Below are 18,079 nucleotides of genomic sequence, written 5' to 3' on the forward strand. Positions count from 1 at the left end.
ATGAAATGGACCTCCATCCTTGCGATCTATCTGCTGATCTGGACGATGAGTGCCTTTATCGTCCTGCCGCTGGGAATCCGCACGGACAATGAGGAAGGCAAGTCGCTGGTGCCGGGGCAGGCGCCCAGCGCACCCTCCAACTTCCGTCCCTGGCAGGTGATCCTGCGCGCCACCGTGCTGGCAACGGCACTGTGCGCGCTGTTCGTGCTCAATTACAAGTATGGCTGGATTGGCGTGGAGGACATCAACATGTTCGGCACGCCGCCCAATCTGGAAGAATTCGATTATCCGGCCCAGCAGTAAGCGGATTCAGCTATCAAAAAAGGGGGCGCACGATCCAATCGTGCGCCCCCTTTTTTTTGTCGGGCGAAGGCTTGCCGGTTTGCGGCATCAATCGCGCAAGCGGTCGATCGCCTGGGCCAGCACCACGTAAAGCTTGCCCATGTCGGACGACAGCAGGGTCACTGCCATGGAATGGCCATCCCGCGTCGCCAGCACCGTTCGCAGCATGGATTCAAAATCATGGATGTAACGGTTGACGGTATGTCGGAATTCGTCGTCCGCCTGGTAGATGTCTGTCACGCCACGCGCATCAGCTGCATCCAGCAGCTTGACCGCACGGCGGGTGAATATGCCGCGATCGCCGCGCAGATAGCTTGCCCATGCCGTGTCGGACACTTCGCTTTCCAGCGCCTTGGCGATGTCGATCGCAGCGGAATTGAGGCTTTCGGTGATCAGCGCGGTGCGGCGGGTGAAATCATTGTCGACCTGCTCGGTGGCCTGTTCCCTGGCATCGGCAACGCGGGTTTCCAGACTGTCCGCCAACTCGCTGACCCGGTCGAGCTCGGCACCCAGCTGGGACAGCGTCTCACGTCCTGCTTCTCCCGCCCTGCGGGCCATATCTTCCAGTGACGCGATGCTGGTCGCGGCACGTTCGCTCAGCACCTGATCCACTGCAGCACCGCTTTCGATGGCCAGCTGTTCGGCGATTTCCCGGATCGCTTCCGATTTTTCCGAACGCAGCGCTGACAGCACGCTGCCGGCCTTCTGTTCCAGCGTGGCCACCGCTGCCGCCAGTTCCGACCGTGATTGCACGGAAAGAGCTTCTGACAACTGGGCAAGGCCGTTCAGCCGCTTTTCGATCTGCTGCAGTTGTTCGACCGTCATCTGCCCGCTGATGAAGGCGTTTTCGACATGGTTGGCCAGATTGGCGCTGTTGAGATTGGCTTCGACGATCAGCGCGGTCAGCTCTTGTGCGCGCGTGTCGAAACGGTTCAGTCGGGTCTCTGCCTCTTCCAGCGCATCGGGCAGTTCCTCGCGGCTGTGCTGCGCGCCAGACCGGATGATTTCCAGCAATCGCATACTGTCTTCGGTCAGGCGTGCCAATTGCTCGCCACTGTCCTTCAACGCATTGCGATTGCGGTCGAGGCTGATCGAAAGATCGTGAGACGCGATGGCCACACGTTCCTGTGCTTCGCCTCCTTCGGATGTCAGCCGTTGCAGTCCGTCCGTCAGCTGCGTCAGCCGCAGCTGCAGCCCGTCGCAGCGCTGCGCGATCGCAGCCAGATGCGCCAGATGGTCTTTCTGCTGATCGACCATCAACTGGTCGAAACCGGCCATCCGCGCTTCCAGCCCGGCGATGGCCGTGGCTTCGCGATCGTCCGCCTGGCGGCTGCGCCGTTCGAATTCTGCATCCAGCAATTCGCGCCGACGCACGATGGTAGTATCGATCTGCTGCGCCTGCGCATCCAGCGCGTCCAGCCGCTGGCGTGCTGCGTCCAGCGCCTTGCTGTCGGCGGCTGCCATGCGTTCCAGCGCTTCATACAGCTGGGCTTCAAGCGATGTGATCGCCTGGCCCCAGACATCGCTGACCTGCTCCTGCCCATCGCGCAACGCGGCGGTCAGCTGCGTGCCTTCCTGGCGCAGGGCCGCCATGCGCTCACGCATGGCAACAACGGCCTCCTCCTCCCCGGAACGGATCGCTTCGGATCGCTGGGCCAGCTCTTCACTCAGCGCATCGGCCCGGCGGTGCAAGGCGGCGAAGGCTTCCACTTCTCGCCCATCCAGTTCCGCGCGGAAGGCGGCACTGCGTTCTGCCAGCATGCCGAACCGGGTTGTGGCGACATTATCCATATGCTCGGCCTGCGTGGTGAACGTGCTGACCACCTCTTCAACCCGCCGCTGGACGCTGGCGATCTGTTGATCGCTTTGCGTGCCGGCGTCCTTCAGGCGCCCCAAGCCCTCTACCAACCCTTCCAGCTCGGTGTGGGCGACATTGCCGGCTTGGCCGATCTGGCTGGCAACATCACGCATGGAATTGGAAATCACCGGCAGGCTATCGCGCAGCCGATCCATGTTCTCGACTGCCGTAACGCTGACGGCACCGATTGCTTCAACCTGCGCACCATTGTTGCGCACCAGCTGCTGCAGCCGATCGGCGTTGCTAGACAGCCGCTCAGCCGCCACCCGGCCCAGCGATTCGAGATCGCGCGATTGCGCCGCGATGAAGTCGCGCGCGAGGCTCAGTTCGCGGTTGACCGTTTCCAGCCGCGTTTCCAGCAGGCGGGATTCTTCGGACAACAGCCGGGCGGCATCGCCAAACCGGTTGGCTTCGCGCCGGCTGCTGCGCATCACCAGCATCCATATGCCAACCACCAGCACGACCGGAATGGCCCACTCGCTGATCAGGGCAGACCATTTCGCCGGGGTCGCGCCATTCAATATGGCGCGGCTGTTCGCCCACAGGAAAAACCCGGTCCAGGCCATCGTCACCAGTCCAGCTGCGGCCGGCAGCAGCCATTCCCGCTGCGGGCGGGCTGCCGGTTCTTCGTCGAAGCCGGAATGCCAGGGCAATTCGTCCCCGACATCTTCCACCGTCGCGCTATAGGCTTCGTCGAGGACGAGCGTATCCTGCGGTTCATCGGCTGCTTGGCCGACTGCGATCAGATTATTCCTCCCGGTCATTGATAACAGATATCACAAGGGCGGGCAGGATAAACCTCAGTTTAACTCTTTCATGCTTAATGGGTGTACTATGGCCATCCAGGCAGCAGATTTCGACGCGACACTTTCCGCAGCGGCAGGGGATGATCCCGTATTGCTGGCCGAATTGCGCGCGGGCTTTGTGGAAAGCCTGACGCATCAGGTGGATTTGCTGCATCGCGCTCGTTGCGACGGGAACTGGGAAATGGCCGCGCTTCGTCTGCGCGGGCTCGGCGCCAGTTTCCATTCGCCCGATCTGGTCGATCTGTCGGTGCTCGCGCTGGACAGTGCGCCGGGTGACCCTGTGGTTCTGCGACGTTTTCGGCAACTGATGAAAGACTTCGGCGTCGGTCGCGCCGACTGAGCCCCAACCCTGTGACGGGCGCCGTCGCCATCGTGCCGGCTTTATCCATTTCATAGTTTACACGCATGGCTCCGGCCAGCGCTTGGCATGCTGCGCCGGAAGGCCTAGGTCCGCTCCGGCACAGGACAGGAGCCATTGCCTTGCGGGTCGCGCTGATATCGATCGGAAACCAGAACGGACCTTCTCCGCGCATCGCGGGGAAACCGCTGTGTTTGCGACAGGTCGATTTCGCTTTGGCGGCCGGCTGCGATCGAATCGTCATTTTGGGTGATGGCGCATCGTCTGATGCGATTTTGACCCGTCACGCCGTGGAACAGGCCGGTGCCCGTTTCAGCGCCGTCGCGGATGGTCACGCCCTGTTGGGCACCGTGAGCACCAGCGATGACGTGCTCGTCCTGGCGCGGCAATTGCTGCCGGAATCGGACCTCACTCTAGCGTTGCTGGATCGTGATGGGATTGTGGTCCTGCCGGCGGGGCAGGGGGCGGCTGCCGGATTTGAACGCATTGATGCAGATTGGGTCTGGGCCGGGGCGATGCTGCTGCCCGGTGCCCTGGTCGAACGTCTTGCGGAACTTCCGGCGGAAACCGACACGCCGGCGGCTTTGTTGCGGATCGCCCTTCAATCCCGGCTCGCCTATCGCGCGCTTTCGGCCCGCGCCGTGGTCGACGGGGCATGGTCGCTGGTCACGCACGAACGCCTGGCCGAAATCGAAGAACATTGGCTCGACCGCAATATGCCGGTGCAATCAACGGCCGCCACCCTGTCCGCGATCATCTCCAACCGTATTCTCCGGCGTTCCGGTCTCCATCTTGCAGCGTGGAAATATGGGCGGGGGATCGGGGCTGCCGGCGCATTGCTGGCCCTTGGCGGGGCAAGCCTGGCCATGGTTGGCCTGGTTGCGCCGGGATTGCTGCTGATCGCCGCCGCCTGGCTGCTGGCGGTGTTGGGTGATGGCCAGCGCCTGTTGTCCTTTGCGCCCTATGCTGTGCCGCCGGCTCCGCGCGCAACGCGGGAATGGCCGCATTGGGTGATTGATGCGGCCCTGCTGGCCACTGCGTGGTTCGCCAGCGATGCGGCATGGCCTGTGCGCCTGTTCCCCATGCTGGTGCTGCTGCTGGTCCTGCACCGGCTTGAACCCCAGCGTCAGTCGGGGTGGAAGGCGCTGGCGGGTGACCGCTTCCTTCTGTCCGTGATTCTGGCGTTGGCGGCGGCGCTCGGTCTGTTCGAACCGGTGTTGATGCTGGCCGGCCTGGTGGCAATTTTGTTGTCGCCAGCAGCAAAAGCGGATGACAGCGAATAACGTCAGATTAACCCTGGGCGCGTTAGAACAATGCGATGAACGAGGGTGCGCTAATCGAACAGACGGCCGATACGGTTGAGGAATCGCTGCGCGATGCCTTGGCCAGCGGGGATGCTGTGCTGGCCACGGCGCGCCCGGTCCTGCTGCACCTGGTCAACAATGACCGGGATACGCTGTTCAACGATGAAATCATTGCCCGCGTGCGCGGTATTCTGCACGATATCGCGCGCCAGTGGCTGTTGGCCCTGGCGGAGGCGGCCCAACTGCCCCACCGCGACCGTTTCGTGGAGGATCGGATAGAAAGCTGCGCTGCCGGCCTTTCCGAAAATGCCGAATTGCTCGCCCATGCGCATGTTTTGACGCTGGAGGCCCAGCTGACCGACCGGCTGCTGGAAACCAGCGGCGTAGATCCCGTGCTGACGGCCCTGATTCAGGATGAGGCTGCCGGTTCCGATGCCGTGCTGGCTGGGCTGGCCATGGCGGTACTTGCGGCGCAGGCACGCTTCATGCGGCAGCAGGCACGCATGGCCTTGCCGCTCGCCGAATTGCCGGGCGAATTGTTCCATCAGGTGGTTGTGACCTTGATGTGCCTGTCAGCCGATCATGCCGAACCGGCTGCCCGTGCGGCTGCCCGGTTGCGGGCCGATTATGCCGAAGGGCAGAGCAGGTTGGGCGCGCTGTCGCGTTTCGTGGCGGCTTTGGGCACTCGCACTTGCCAGGCGCTGGCGGTTGAGGAAGCCGGGTTGGCGATCTTCTCCACCGCGCTGGCCACGCTCGTGCATCAGGAACGTGATCTCATCATCCTGTCGTTCAGCGAACGGCAGAAACTCCGTCTCGGGCTGGCCTTGCGGGCGGCGGAACTGTCGGACGGTGCATTGCGCGAACAATTCAACCATATTCACCCGCGCGCTGCCGTGCCCCAGCAGGTGTTGGGGCTATCGGCCGACCGTGCGGCCGCACTGCTGGCGGCGGCTTCGCCCTATGCCGGGGATCCGGTTTCTTGATGTCGAGCGGACGCACCGACGCGCGCGACTGGCTGCTGACCGCAGATGAGCCGCTGGACCAGTTGCAGACTTTGGGCGGCGGCACGCTGCCTGGGCCGATCGTGATCCCGGCGCTGCTGGAACTTGTGCGCAAATCGCGCAGCTACGGGTTGAAACTAGCGCGCACCATTCGCACCCAGATTGATGGCAAGCAGATCAGTGCCTGGGTCGAAGTGGTTCCTGACAGTGACGGTGCAGGTTGCTCGGTGACGCTGACAGGCTGGCGCGCAATGCCTGTGCCCCGCTCGGATGAAGATGATGGCGATGATGCGCGCAAGATCGCACTGGCGCGCCAGCTGGCCGATTTTACCGCCCGGCTCGATACGTCGCTGTCGGTCATCACCTTTACGGCCGAGGCAGCGGATCTGGCTGATTTTGCCGCGCGGTTGAACGAAGGGCCGGTGCGCTCGTGGCTCGATCATGTCGCCCTGGCCGATTCCGATGCACCGTTGCCGTCGGAATGGCACCGGTTGAACAACGCCCGTTTGCGTCTCCATGGATCACGGCGCGATTGGCGGGCGACACTTGTTCCGCTGGGCCGGCCGGTACCAGGCAGCGCGGGTTACGAATTGCTGCTGGTTGCCGAACAGCCGCTTCCCGATCTGACCAGGGCAGGCGCGTCCGCCGATCAGGATCAGGATCGCAGTTTCAACGCGGCGCTGGGGCGTGAAATTGCCCCGGTGCTGCGGCAGCCGATTGCGCGGATCATCGCCAATGCCGAAACCATTCGCACCCAACTGGCCGGTCCGCTGGCCGATGAATACAGCAGCTATGCCGCAGACATCGCGGCCGCCGGGCAACATCTGCTGGCTTTGATCGACGATCTTGCCGATCTCGAAGTGGTGGAAGACGAACAGTTTACCACCGCACCTGACCAGATCGATCTTGCCGATCTCGCCCGCCGGGCCGTTGGCATTCTGGGCGTGCGTGCGCGGGAAAACGGTATCATCGTCGATACCCCGCCGCTCGGAGAATCGGCGCCGGCCATCGGCGAATTTCGTCGTGTGCTGCAAATCCTTCTCAACCTGCTCGGCAATGCGATCCGCTATGCCCCGCGCGGTTCGCATGTCTGGCTGAGCGTCGCGACAGACGGAAAGCGGGCGCAGATTACCGTGGGCGATGCAGGCGATGGGATGAGCCAGGAACAGCAGGCCCGCGCTTTCGAGAAGTTCGAACGCCTCGGCCGCAGCGGGGATGGCGGGTCCGGCCTTGGTCTCTATATTTCCCGCCGCCTCGCGGAAGCCATGTCAGGCACTCTGACGGTCGATAGCGAACCGGGCAAGGGCGCGCGATTTACGCTCGATCTTCCGGCCGACAGTTCCGGCGGCTGATCGCGCCCATTTGTGCCGCCTGCTGCTCGCACGCCCGCAGATCAGCTCATAGCCTCAGACGCAAGAAAGGCCGGCACTCGCGTGCCGGCCTTTCCCGTTCAACAAACTTGCTTCGCTCAACGCTTGTCGAGCGGAATGTAATCGCGCTGCGTCGGCCCGGTATAGAGCTGGCGCGGACGACCAATGACCTGGCCGGGATCGGAGATCATTTCGTTCCACTGCGCGACCCAGCCGACGGTGCGGGCCAGGGCGAACAATGCGGTGAACATGGTGGTCGGGAAACCGATCGCAGACAGGATGATGCCCGAATAGAAGTCCACATTGGGGAACAGCTTCTTTTCGACGAAATAATCGTCGCTCAGCGCCAGTTCTTCCAGACGCAGCGCAGTTTCGAACAGCGGATCCTTCACGTTCAGCGCATCGAACACTTCACGCACTGTCTTCTGCATCACGGTCGCGCGCGGATCGTAGTTCTTGTACACGCGGTGGCCGAAGCCCATCAGACGGAACGGATCGTTCTTGTCCTTGGCCCGCTCGATATAATGCGGGATCTTGTCCGGTGTGCCGATTTCACGCAGCATTTCCAGCGCCGCTTCATTCGCGCCGCCATGGGCAGGGCCCCACAGGCAGGCGATACCCGCTGCGATACAGGCGAAGGGATTTGCGCCCGAAGAACCGGCCAGACGCACGGTCGACGTCGATGCATTCTGTTCGTGGTCGGCATGCAGGATGAAGATGCGGTCCAGCGCCCGTTCGACTTCGGGGATGACTTCGTATTTTTCGGCCGGAACGCCGAAGGTCATCTGCAGGAAATTGCCCGTATAGCTCAGCGAATTGTCCGGGTACTGGAACGGCTGACCGACCGAATATTTATACGCCATGGCCGCAATGGTCGGCATCTTGGCGATCAGGCGGTGGCTGCTGATCCGGCGGTTCTTCGGATCGGAAATATCCGTGCTGTCGTGATAGAAGGCGCTCAGCGCGCCGACTACGCCACACATTATGGCCATCGGGTGCGCATCCCGACGGAAGCCGCGATAGAACGTCGAGAGCTGCTCATGCAGCATGGTGTGACGGGTGATGGTGTTGTTGAAATCGTCCAGCTCGCCGCTGTCGGGCAGTTCGCCGTTCAGCAACAGGTAAGCCGTTTCCATGAAGGTTGAATTTTCGGCCAGTTGGCCGATCGGATAGCCGCGGTGAAGCAGGACGCCTTCTTCACCATCGATGTAGGTGAGCGCGCTTTCGCATGAAGCGGTGGATTTGTAGCCCGGGTCGAACGTGAACTTCCCGGTCTGGCCATAGAGCTTGCGGATGTCGATAACATCCGGGCCGTCAGTACCATTGAGCACGGGAAGGTCGAATTCCTTGCCGTCTACAGAGAGTTTTGCCTGTTTATCCGCCAAAACCAGTCTCCTTGCGATCCATGTTAGTTATTTTATGCCAACGCCAGCGCGTTTATCCGCGCCAGACTTTCCTCTTGGCCGAGGAGCGCCAGCACATCGAAAATACCCGGCGAGGTGGTTTGCCCCGTGAGCGCCGCACGAAGCGGTTGCGCGAGTTTTCCCAGGCCCAGCCCGAGATCCTCGGCATAGGCTTTGAGATTGGCTTCCAACGCCGCCGTTGTCCAGTCCTGTTCAGCGGTCAGACGTGCGGAAATGCCGGCCAGCAGTTCACGCGCTTCGGGCGTGATCAGGGCTGCGGCCTGCTCGGTCAGTTTGAGCGGCCGGGTCTTGAACAGGAAGGCTGCCCCATCGGCCAGCTCCAGCAGATCGCGCGCGCGGGTCTTGAGCACCGGCATCGCCTGCGTCAGCAAACCTACATCGGCTGCAGCGCCAATACGCGGGGCGATCAGTTCGGCCAGTTGCGCATCATCCGCCGTCCGGATGTAATTGCCGTTCATGCTCAGCAGCTTCTTCATGTCGAAACGTGACGGGCTCTTGCCCACGCCTGGCAGATCGAAGGCCGCGATGGCTTCCTCGCGGGTGAATTCCTCCTGATCACCATGGCCCCAGCCAAGACGAAGCAGATAATTGAACAGTGCGTCGGGCAGGATGCCCAACTCATCACGATAAGCGTCCACGCCCATCGCCCCGTGCCGCTTGGACAGCTTGGCCCCGTCATTGCCGTGAATCAGCGGGATATGCGCATAGATCGGGTCGGGCCAGCCGCCTTCCAGCGCGTTCATCGCACGAATGATCGGCAACTGGCGGAAGGCATTGTTCAGATGGTCGTCACCACGCACGATGTGGGTTACCCCCATGTCGTGGTCGTCCACCACGACCGCCAGCATGTAGGTCGGCGTCCCATCGCCGCGCAGCAGCACATAGTCGTCGATTTCGACGTTCTTCACCGTCACGCGGCCCTGCACGGCATCGTCGATGACGGTTTCGCCATCCTGCGGGGTCTTGAGGCGGATGACGAATGGCGCACCTTCGGGTGCTTCTGCCGGGTCGCGGTCACGCCAGCGCCCGTCATAGCGGAGCGGCTTCTTCGCTGCGCGCTGTTCTTCGCGCATTGCTTCCAGATCTTCGGGGGTTGCGAAGCATTTGTAGGCATGACCATTGGCCAGCAGCTTTTCCGCAACCTCTGCGTGCCGGGCTGCGCGTTCGAACTGGAACACCGTATCCCCGTCGAAATCCAGACCCAGCCAGTCGAGCCCGTCGAGAATCGCGTCGATCGCTTCCTGCGTCGAGCGCTTGCGGTCCGTATCCTCGATCCGCAGCAGCACCTTGCCGCCGAAATGGCGGGCATAGAGCCAATTGAACAATGCGGTTCGCGCACCACCGATGTGGAGAAATCCGGTGGGCGAGGGGGCGAAACGGGTAACGACCGGGCGATCTGCTGCGGTTCCCGTTACGCTATCGCTTGCCATTCTTCATGCACTTTCTATCAAATTCTTCCATGGCGCCGCGCCTGCCACCGATCGTTCCATTGGGGGAACAGCCGGGAGATGCTGCGATGCGGCATACGCCTTGGCGCAGCCGCGCGCGCTTGTCCAGCGTGGGCGGATGGATCAACGGCCGTGCCGATCAGTTCCTGGCCTCTGCCGGCTTTGATCGCGGCCCGTGGTTGACGGTTGCGCTGCTGGCTGGAATTGCCACCTGGTTCGTGCTGCCGGATCGGCCATCCTGGTTGCTGGCCATGGCCATCCCCCTGATCTTGCTGTGCCTTGCCTGGCTCCAATGGCGGATGCGGGACGATCGGGTGCATCTGCTGGCGGCGATCGCCTCCGTCACCCTGCTATTCGCTTTCGGTGTGGCGCTGATCTGGTCCCGGTCCGAAATGGCGGGCATGCCGCCGCTGGAACGGACCCAGGTCATGACGATCACGGGGCGGGTGCTGGACCGCATCGAACAGCCGGCAGAGGGGCGCACCCGCCTGGTATTGGCCATCCGCGATCCGCAAACCCAACGCGCGCTGCGCGTGCGGATCAACGTCCCGCTGGAAAAGGATAGTGCCGACTTTCGCGAAGGGGCCGTGGTTCAGTTGCGGAGCCGCTTGATGCCACCAGCGCCACCGATGGTACCCGGCGCCTACAATTTCGCCCGCACCGCATGGTTTCAGGGGCTTGCCGCGACGGGCAATGTCATTGGCGACATCACTCTGGTTGCATCATCGAATCAGGGCAGTGGCCTGGCCCAATGGCAACGCAGCCTGTCCGATCATATCCGCAGCCAATTGGGCGGATCGGCGGGCGCCATTGCTGCGGCCTTCGCCAGCGGCGATCGCGGCGGCATCGCGCCCGAACACGAAGAGGCGATGCGCGATTCAGGCCTCACCCACCTGCTGTCAATCAGCGGGCTGCATGTCAGCGCCGTGATCGCCGCCGCCTATCTGCTCGCGTTGCGCCTGCTGGCCTTGTTGCCCTGGCTGGCGCTGCGCGTGCGCCTGCCGTTGATGGCGGCCGGGCTCGGGGCATTGACCGGCATCTTCTACACCCTGCTGACCGGCGCCGAAGTGCCTACGATCCGCAGCTGCGTCGGCGCCGTACTGGTGCTGATCGCACTGGCCTTGGGGCGCGAGGCGCTTTCGCTCCGCATGGTGGCGGTCGGCGCCGCCTTTGTTCTGCTGCTCTGGCCCGAAGCCCTGGCAGGACCAAGCTTCCAGATGAGCTTTGCCGCCGTGATCGCGCTGGTCGCGCTGCACGAATGCCAACCGGTTCGCACCTTTCTCGCGCCGCGAGAAGAAGGCTGGCTCATGCGCGGCGGGCGGCGGATGGCCATCTTGCTGTTGGCCGGCATCGTCATCGAAATCGCCCTGATGCCGATCGTGCTTTTCCATTTTCATCGCGCCGGGGCCTACGGCGCCTTCGCAAATGTCGTTGCTATTCCTCTGGTAACATTCATTTCCATGCCGCTGATCGCGCTTGCGCTATTGCTTGACCTGGTTGGGCTGGGCGGACCTGCCTGGTGGCTGGTGGGCCAGTCGCTCGATCTGCTGATCGCCATTGCAGAATATACGGCCAATCGTCCCGGCGCCGTGCGCCTGATGCCGCAGATGGACTATCCGACCTTCGCGCTGTTCCTCGCCGGCGGCTTTTGGCTCGCGTTATGGCGCGGCAAGGCCCGCCTGCTCGGCCTGGTGCCGACCGCCATCGCCACGGTCATGCTGCTCGCCACGCCTGTACCCGATTTGCTGATCACCGGCGATGGCCGACATGTCGCCATTACCGGGGAGGGGGATCGCTTGCTGCTGCTGCGCGATACGAACAGCGATTTCACGCTCGACAACCTGCGCGAACTGTCCGGCGCCGAAGGGGAACCCCTGCCACTGTCCGCCTGGCCCGGTGCCAAATGCAGCCGCGATTTCTGCGTCATCAGGTTCAATCGCGCCGGGCGGGACTGGGATGTGCTGATGGGCCGCAGCCGCCAGCGGATCGAGGAACGCGCTCTCGCTGCCGCCTGCGAACGCGCTGATATCGTTGTGTCGGAACGCTGGCTGCCCCGGTCATGCCGGCCACGCTGGCTCAAGGCGGATCGCTCCATGCTGTCGCAAAGCGGCGGCCTGGCAATCGTGCTGGATGGGCAGAAAATCACCAGCGTGGCGGATGCGCAGGGCGACCATGGCTGGTGGCTTGCCGGCCTGCCGCCACCATCGCCGCGGGCATCATTCACGCCAGAGCTTCAACAAATCCATGCACCAATTGTTGAGCACGGGCAGGGCATCCCTCAGCGCAGCCGAATTGGCCCGGACGAGGCACAGGCGCCCTGAATTCTGGTTGGGAACCATGGCGCCAAAAACAGTGCGTTGCTTTCCCGCCACGGCAATATGCTGCCAATCCGCGATCCACATCGCCATAGGCTCCTCGCTCGACTGAGCGGGCTTCAACCATTCGACGACCAGAGCATCGCGAACCTCAGCGTTGGAAAAGACGTGAATTTCGGCAATCGAACTTGGATCTTCGGCAATGGCAATCGCCGCCAGCGCGCCGGGGGCTTCTCTGGTACGCAGGGGGTAATCGCGGCTCAGACATCCCATCATTTGAGGGGGCTGTTCGGGCGGTTCCGGCCGTGGCCTGCCGCTCGGGCTCATCGAAGCTATCGCCGGCATGGCCTCGATTGGCGGAGCGGAAGCACGGCAGACATGGCTGTCGGCAGGCTCGCCCAAGGCTTCATTGCTCGCGCCCAGGCCGGACGACGTCAATGTGGCGGCGCAAGCGCCAAGAATGGCTGTCGCCGTTACGATGGACGCAATCCGCTTCACAAGACGTCCCCCGATCATCCACCTCCAGTCTTGCTGTAAAGTGTCTAACAAATCCTTGGAGACGTCTTGCTGATCAGCGAAGTCCGATCAGTGATAGCGGCGCAGCAACCCGGCCAGCTTGCCCTGAACTTCCACTTCATCGGGGCGATAGATTTGTGGATCATAGGCGGCATTGGCCGGGTCTAGCCGGATCATGCCGTTTTCCCGCCGCAGATATTTCAGCGTGGCTTCTTCATTGCGGATCAGGGCGACGACGATTTCACCGTCGCGCGCTGTGCTGGTGCGTTTGACCAGCGCATAATCGCCGTCGAAAATCCCCGCTTCGATCATGGAATCGCCGGAAACTTCCAGCGCATAATGCTCGCCCGCACCCAGCAGGGCGGCAGGAACAGGCAGGCTGCGGCTGTCTTCCAGTGCCTCGATCGGGACGCCGGCGGCGATCCGCCCGTGCAAGGGCACTTCGATCACATCATTGGCCGGCTGCGGCGCAACGCTGGGCGCGCGCACCATGGGGGCCAGGGTCTGCTGATCATTGGCGGCAGTGGCGCGAACCGGCTGGTTGTCCGGTTGTTTGACCACTTCCAGCGCCCGCGCGCGATTGGGCAAGCGGCGTAGAAATCCACGCTCTTCCAGCGCAGAGATCAATCGGTGCACCCCGGATTTGCTCTTGAGATCGAGCGCTTCCTTCATCTCTTCAAAACTGGGCGAAATGCCCGTCTCTTCCAGCTTGCGCTGAATATACAGCAAGAGCTCATGCTGCTTGGCGGTCAACATGCTGCCACACTCCGCAACCGTTCCAATACGGGAACGAACGAGGAACAATTAGGCAACGATTGTAATGCCGTCAAGCATCTAAGCGGCATTGAGCAGATAGGCTGCCACCAGATGCCCATCTGTTGCTGCAACGGCACCGATTTCCCGCCGGATCAGCACATCGGCGCGCGCCAGCGCTGCCAGCGCGCTGCTGTCCTGTTCGGTCAACGGCGCAACGCCATCACCATCCATGCGCGCGCGCACGAATTCCAGCCTGTTGCCCACGGCCGGCAATGTGCCACGCAGCGGCAGGGTCAGGGGGCGGGGCACCGCGCGCTCCGCGCCGCCCATTGCGCGCAGCAGGGGCAGCAGAAACAGGAAAGCCGTGACATAACTCGATATCGGATTGCCCGGCAGGCCGAGGATGAACTGATGTCCGCGCCGCGCCACCAGCAGCGGCTTACCCGGCTTCATAGCCACCCGCCAGAAGTCGATCTCTGCACCCCAGGCTGCCAATGCCGGACGGATCAGATCGTGATCGCCGACGGAGGCGCCGCCGCTGGTCACGATCACATTGGCGGCTTCGGCCTGTTTCAGGGCTTGGGCCAGCGCTGCCATGTCGTCGGCCACTGGCCCGATTCGATCGATGCTTGATGAATAGGGCGCAACCATGGCTGCCAGCATGGCGCCGTTGCTGGCCGGTATCTGATGTGTCGCGCAATCCGTTGGATTGGTGGACAATTCATCGCCGCTGTCGATCACCGCGATACGGGGCAATCGAGCCACAGGCAGATGCACATGCCCGCCGGAAAGTGCCAGCGCCAATTGTGCCGGGCCGATCCGTTGGCCGGCGCGCAGCAGTTCCATGCCGGGCTGGAAATCGAATCCGGCATGGCGAATGTGTCTCGCGGTCGCCTCGCCTCCGGCTGCCAGCGCCAGATGGTCCCCGTCGCGCAGCGCCTCTTCCTGCAACAGCACGGCACCGCCGTCTGTCGGCATCAACGCACCGGTCGAAATACGGATCGCCTCGCCGCGCTGCAATCCCCCGGGGAAGGGGTGCCCGGCCGCGCTTTCGCCAATCACCTGCCACGGCCCGGCCAGATCGTCGATGCGCATGGCATAACCATCCATCGCCGAAAGATCGGCTGCCGGCTGCCGCCGCTGTGCGAGAACCGGCTGTGCGAGGCACCGCCCCAGCGCATCGGCGACCGGCAGATTTTCGCTGCCCAGCGCGGTGACCAGATCAAGCAGCCGCCGTTGCGCATCCTCCAGCGGCAGAGGCGCAGGCAGGCTCATTCCGCGCGCCAGGTGCCGCTCTTGCCGCCGGTTTTCTCGATCAGGCGAATGGCGTCGATCACCATGCCCTTGTCGATCGCCTTGGCCATGTCATAGATTGTCAGAAGCGCGATGGAAGTTGCTGTCATCGCTTCCATTTCTACGCCGGTCTTGCCGGTAAGTGATGCCCGCGCCGTCACGCGCAAGCCATCGTCCTCAAAGGTGAAATCTACCGTAACCGCATCCAGCGCCAGCGGATGGCACAGCGGGATCAGCGATCCTGTCTGCTTGGCGGCCATGATCCCCGCGATGCGCGCTGCGGCCAGCACGTCGCCCTTGGGGCCGCTGCCATCACGAATGGCGACCAACGCCACTTGCGACATGCGGATTCGGCCGCTGGCAATCGCGGCCCGGGCCGTGGGCTGCTTGCCCCCGACATCGACCATGCGCGCGGCGCCCTTATCATCGAGATGGGTCAATTGGGTCACTGCAACAGGTCCTCAGAACAGGCGGCCGCCATTGGGCACGCTTTCCGATGGCGCGATCAACACCACCTTGCCTTCCGCATCGGGAAATCCGAGTGTCAGCACTTCGGATTTCATTGGCCCGATCTGCCGTGGCGGGAAATTGACGACCGCAGCCACCTGCCGCCCGACCAGTTCCTCCAGCGTGTAATGCTCGGTGATCTGGGCGGAGGATTTCTTCTGGCCGATCACCGGCCCGAAATCGATCAGCAGCCGATAGGACGGCTTGCGCGCCTCGGGGAAGGGATCGGCCTGGATGATCGTCCCGACGCGGATATCGACGGCCAGAAACTGATCGAAACCGATTTCCGGCTGAGCCTCTGCTGTGGGGTCATGACTCATGTGCATGGAATAATCTCTCAGCCGTGCAACAGACGCCGGGTGGCCTCGGTCACATCCTGTTCCCGCATTAGGCTTTCACCGACCAGGAAGCAGCGCACCCCGGCAGCGGCCAGGCGCTGGCAATCCGCATGGCTGTTGATCCCGCTCTCGCTGACCAGCAACGCGCCTTCGGGCGCAAATGGCAACAGCCGCTCGGTCGTGCCCAGATCGGTAACGAAGCGCTTGAGATCGCGATTGTTCACCCCGATCAGGCGCGATTTCAAGCGCGCAGCACGTTCCATTTCGGCTTCATTGTGCACTTCGACCAGCACATCCATGCCGCGCTCGAAGGCGGCCGCCTCGATTTCTGCCATCAGCGTGTCGTCCAATGCGGCCACGATGATCAGGATCGCATCGGCCCCGATCGATCGCGCTTCGGCCACCTGCCACGGATCGACCATGAAATCCTTCCGCAACACAGGCAGGGGGCAGGCCGCGCGCGCGGCAACCAGATAGTCCTCATGCCCCTGGAAATAGGGTGAATCGGTCAAGACGGACAGGCAGGCTGCCCCGCCGGCCGCATAGGATGCGGCATGATCGGCCGGGTGAAAGTCAGGCCTGATCAACCCTTTGGAAGGGGATGCTTTCTTGATTTCAGCGATCAGCCCGAACCCGTCGGCGCTGGCCCGGTTCAACGCAGCGTGAAAGCCGCGTGGCGCGGTCTGTGCCATGGCACGCGTGTCCAGGTCGGAAACAGATGCCGCCGTCTTGCGCGCGGCCACTTCGTCGCGCTTGGTGGCGCAGATTTCGCTCAGCTTGTCCATCTTTGCCCCATGCCGTCCGTCTCCGTCGAAGTCGAGAGCGGAAACGGACGGTCAACCGTCCTTCAGACGTCAACGAGTGACCGAAATCCAGCAATCAAGCAGAGTATTGGCCAGCCCCTTGTCGATCGTTTCGGCCGCTTCTTCCACGCCCTCGGCCCAGTCTTCCACCTCGCCGGCGATCAGCAGGGCAGCGGCGGCGTTGAACAGCACGGCATCGCGATAGGCGCCCCGCTCGCCCAGCAACAGTGCACGCAGCTGGGCGGCATTATGCGCCGGGTCTCCGCCACGGATTGCTTCGATCGGGGCGGGGCGCAGGCCGGCCTCGGGCGCGGATATGCGCGTCATCCGAACTTCGGTGCCGGTGATGTCGGCCACTTCATTGCCGCCAGCCAGGCTCAGCTCATCCAGCCCCTCATCGCCGGAAATGACAAAGGCCCGCTCGATGCCCAACCGGGCCAGCGCCTCGGCATAGATCGGCACATAGGCCGGACGGGCAATACCCACCAATTGGCGAGAAACGCCGGCCGGATTGGCCAGCGGGCCCATCAGGTTGAAAATGGTCCGCTGGGCCAGCTTCTTGCGGATCGGCATGATCCTGCCCATCGAAGGGTGATGCTTGCCTGCAAACAGGAAACCGATGCCCAGATCGCCCAGCGTCTGCTCGGCAGTCTCGGCGGCGCGATCCAGGTTCAGCCCCAGCGCTTCCAGCGTGTCGGCAGCGCCGGCCTTGGACGATGCCGCGCGATTGCCGTGTTTGGCCACGGGCACGCCGGCGGCAGCCACCACCAGGCTGACGGCGGTCGAAACATTCAGCGTGTGATGGCCGTCGCCGCCCGTGCCGCACACATCAATGGCATTGGCTGGAGCCGACACCGGCAACAGTCGCGCGCGCATGGCGCGGGCCGCCCCGGCGATTTCGGTGGCGGTTTCGCCACGGTTGGACAGGGCGACCAGAAAGGCGGCAATGTCCTCATCCGCCATTCCGCCGTCCAGCATTGCGCCGAAAGCGGCTTCCGCCTCGTCTTCCGTCAGCGGGTGTTCGACCGAAGGAAAGGCTTTCACGCCAGAGCCTTCGCTTTGATACCGCATATGGCGAGGAAATTCGCCAGCAGCGCATGGCCATGTTCGGTGGCGATGCTTTCCGGGTGGAACTGCACCCCATGGATCGGCAGTTCCCGATGGCGGAAGCCCATGGCGCAGGTACCGTCCAGCCCGGGGGTTTCACTCTCGGCGTTGACCACCAGGCTGTCGGGAATGTCGGTCACGATCAGCGAATGATAACGCGTTGCGGTGAAGGGGCTGGGCAGGCCGGCAAACACACCGCTGCCGTCATGGGTAACCGGTGATGTCTTGCCATGCATCAGCCCGCCGCGCACCACCTTCCCGCCAAAGAACTGGCCGATCGCCTGATGCCCCAGGCACACGCCCAGCAACGGGCGCCGCGCATCGGCGCAGGCCGCCACCAGATCCAGGCTGATCCCGGCATCATCGGGCGTGCAGGGCCCGGGCGAAATCAGAAAGCCCTCGGCCCCGGATTCCAGCGCCTGTGCCGCAGTCAGCGCATCATTGCGCACCACCTCCACATCGGCGCCCAGTTCCATCAGATAATGGACTAGGTTGAAGGTGAAGCTGTCGTAATTGTCGATGACGAGAATCAT

Annotated in this window: 16 protein-coding genes; 6 read left to right on the top strand and 10 right to left on the bottom strand. The window is 63.1% G+C overall.

Features of this window, described 5'->3' with window-relative positions; genetic code table 11:
* A complete protein-coding gene (locus GRI97_RS12980; protein ID WP_161391583.1) occupies nt 1-303 on the top strand; it encodes a DUF1467 family protein in 303 nt (100 codons plus the stop codon).
* 87 nt (nt 304-390) lie between these two features.
* On the opposite strand, the gene GRI97_RS12985 is transcribed toward GRI97_RS12980, so the two are convergent.
* The gene (locus GRI97_RS12985) at nt 391-2,964 is read right to left on the bottom strand and encodes a coiled-coil domain-containing protein (RefSeq protein ID WP_161391584.1); all 2,574 of its coding nucleotides are present in this window, start codon (nt 2,962-2,964) and stop codon (nt 391-393) included.
* A 70-nt stretch (nt 2,965-3,034) separates the two neighbouring features.
* Between GRI97_RS12985 and GRI97_RS12990 the strand changes: the two genes are divergently transcribed.
* The 4 genes from GRI97_RS12990 to GRI97_RS13005 all read left to right on the top strand — a co-directional run bounded on the left by GRI97_RS12990 (nt 3,035) and on the right by GRI97_RS13005 (nt 7,021).
* Complete coding sequence (locus GRI97_RS12990; protein ID WP_161391585.1) at nt 3,035-3,346, top strand: Hpt domain-containing protein; 312 nt, start codon at nt 3,035-3,037, stop codon at nt 3,344-3,346.
* Between the two features lie 293 nt (nt 3,347-3,639).
* The gene (locus tag GRI97_RS12995) at nt 3,640-4,647 is read left to right on the top strand and encodes a hypothetical protein (protein ID WP_161391586.1); all 1,008 of its coding nucleotides are present in this window, start codon (nt 3,640-3,642) and stop codon (nt 4,645-4,647) included.
* 35 nt (nt 4,648-4,682) lie between these two features.
* Nucleotides 4,683-5,651: a hypothetical protein gene (locus GRI97_RS13000; RefSeq protein ID WP_161391587.1), complete on the top strand. Its 969-nt coding sequence runs from the start codon at nt 4,683-4,685 to the stop codon at nt 5,649-5,651.
* Nucleotides 5,651-7,021 (top strand): sensor histidine kinase, encoded by a 1,371-nt coding sequence (locus tag GRI97_RS13005; RefSeq protein WP_161391588.1) that lies wholly within the window; start codon nt 5,651-5,653, stop codon nt 7,019-7,021. Before GRI97_RS13000 ends, GRI97_RS13005 begins: the two co-directional genes overlap by 1 nt.
* Before the next feature lie 116 nt (nt 7,022-7,137).
* Here GRI97_RS13005 and GRI97_RS13010 read toward each other — a convergent pair whose 3' ends face one another.
* Together GRI97_RS13010 and gltX are read right to left on the bottom strand one after the other, a co-directional pair.
* Nucleotides 7,138-8,424: a citrate synthase gene (locus GRI97_RS13010; protein ID WP_161391589.1), complete on the bottom strand. Its 1,287-nt coding sequence runs from the start codon at nt 8,422-8,424 to the stop codon at nt 7,138-7,140.
* Nucleotides 8,425-8,456: 32 nt separating this feature from the next.
* Entirely contained in the window at nt 8,457-9,893 is a 1,437-nt protein-coding gene (gltX, locus tag GRI97_RS13015; protein WP_161391590.1) for a glutamate--tRNA ligase, read from the bottom strand.
* Nucleotides 9,894-9,979: 86 nt separating this feature from the next.
* Between gltX and GRI97_RS13020 the strand changes: the two genes are divergently transcribed.
* Complete coding sequence (locus GRI97_RS13020) at nt 9,980-12,232, top strand: ComEC/Rec2 family competence protein (protein ID WP_235917786.1); 2,253 nt, start codon at nt 9,980-9,982, stop codon at nt 12,230-12,232.
* Between the two features lie 579 nt (nt 12,233-12,811).
* On the opposite strand, the gene lexA is transcribed toward GRI97_RS13020, so the two are convergent.
* The 7 genes from lexA to GRI97_RS13055 form a co-directional block, all read right to left on the bottom strand.
* Nucleotides 12,812-13,498 (bottom strand): transcriptional repressor LexA, encoded by a 687-nt coding sequence (lexA, locus tag GRI97_RS13025; protein ID WP_161391592.1) that lies wholly within the window; start codon nt 13,496-13,498, stop codon nt 12,812-12,814.
* A 78-nt stretch (nt 13,499-13,576) separates the two neighbouring features.
* Nucleotides 13,577-14,773, bottom strand: coding sequence for a molybdopterin molybdotransferase MoeA (locus GRI97_RS13030; protein WP_161391593.1), 1,197 nt, complete (start codon nt 14,771-14,773; stop codon nt 13,577-13,579).
* A complete protein-coding gene (moaC, locus tag GRI97_RS13035) occupies nt 14,770-15,240 on the bottom strand; it encodes a cyclic pyranopterin monophosphate synthase MoaC (protein WP_161391594.1) in 471 nt (156 codons plus the stop codon). The genes GRI97_RS13030 and moaC overlap by 4 nt, the downstream gene beginning before the upstream one ends.
* Nucleotides 15,241-15,252: 12 nt before the next feature.
* Nucleotides 15,253-15,624, bottom strand: a complete 372-nt coding sequence (locus tag GRI97_RS13040; protein WP_161391595.1) for a tRNA-binding protein — start codon at nt 15,622-15,624, stop codon at nt 15,253-15,255.
* An 11-nt stretch (nt 15,625-15,635) separates the two neighbouring features.
* Nucleotides 15,636-16,421 carry an indole-3-glycerol phosphate synthase TrpC gene (gene trpC / locus GRI97_RS13045; protein WP_161391596.1) on the bottom strand — a complete coding sequence of 262 codons (786 nt, stop codon included), beginning with the start codon at nt 16,419-16,421 and terminating at the stop codon, nt 15,636-15,638.
* Between the two features lie 69 nt (nt 16,422-16,490).
* On the bottom strand, nt 16,491-17,510 hold the full coding sequence (trpD, locus tag GRI97_RS13050) for an anthranilate phosphoribosyltransferase (RefSeq protein WP_161391597.1): 1,020 nt from the start codon (nt 17,508-17,510) through the stop codon (nt 16,491-16,493).
* Nucleotides 17,480-18,079 carry an anthranilate synthase component II gene (locus GRI97_RS13055; protein ID WP_161391598.1) on the bottom strand — a complete coding sequence of 200 codons (600 nt, stop codon included), beginning with the start codon at nt 18,077-18,079 and terminating at the stop codon, nt 17,480-17,482. Before GRI97_RS13055 ends, trpD begins: the two co-directional genes overlap by 31 nt.

The organism is Croceibacterium xixiisoli (genome assembly GCF_009827305.1).
GTDB lineage: Bacteria > Pseudomonadota > Alphaproteobacteria > Sphingomonadales > Sphingomonadaceae > Croceibacterium_C > Croceibacterium_C xixiisoli.

Excerpts from the sequence above, each read along its gene's own strand:
- GRI97_RS12980 (WP_161391583.1), top strand. The coding sequence starts at position 1 with ATGAAATGGACCTCCATCCTTGCGATCTATCTGCTGATCTGGACGATG.
- GRI97_RS12985 (WP_161391584.1), bottom strand. The coding sequence starts at position 2,964 with ATGACCGGGAGGAATAATCTGATCGCAGTCGGCCAAGCAGCCGATGAA.
- GRI97_RS12990 (WP_161391585.1), top strand. The coding sequence starts at position 3,035 with ATGGCCATCCAGGCAGCAGATTTCGACGCGACACTTTCCGCAGCGGCA.
- GRI97_RS13000 (WP_161391587.1), top strand. The coding sequence starts at position 4,683 with ATGAACGAGGGTGCGCTAATCGAACAGACGGCCGATACGGTTGAGGAA.
- GRI97_RS13005 (WP_161391588.1), top strand. The coding sequence starts at position 5,651 with ATGTCGAGCGGACGCACCGACGCGCGCGACTGGCTGCTGACCGCAGAT.
- gltX (WP_161391590.1), bottom strand. The coding sequence starts at position 9,893 with ATGGCAAGCGATAGCGTAACGGGAACCGCAGCAGATCGCCCGGTCGTT.
- GRI97_RS13020 (WP_235917786.1), top strand. The coding sequence starts at position 9,980 with ATGCGGCATACGCCTTGGCGCAGCCGCGCGCGCTTGTCCAGCGTGGGC.
- lexA (WP_161391592.1), bottom strand. The coding sequence starts at position 13,498 with ATGTTGACCGCCAAGCAGCATGAGCTCTTGCTGTATATTCAGCGCAAG.
- GRI97_RS13030 (WP_161391593.1), bottom strand. The coding sequence starts at position 14,773 with ATGAGCCTGCCTGCGCCTCTGCCGCTGGAGGATGCGCAACGGCGGCTG.
- GRI97_RS13040 (WP_161391595.1), bottom strand. The coding sequence starts at position 15,624 with ATGCACATGAGTCATGACCCCACAGCAGAGGCTCAGCCGGAAATCGGT.
- trpC (WP_161391596.1), bottom strand. The coding sequence starts at position 16,421 with ATGGACAAGCTGAGCGAAATCTGCGCCACCAAGCGCGACGAAGTGGCC.
- trpD (WP_161391597.1), bottom strand. The coding sequence starts at position 17,510 with ATGCGGTATCAAAGCGAAGGCTCTGGCGTGAAAGCCTTTCCTTCGGTC.
- GRI97_RS13055 (WP_161391598.1), bottom strand. The coding sequence starts at position 18,079 with ATGATTCTCGTCATCGACAATTACGACAGCTTCACCTTCAACCTAGTC.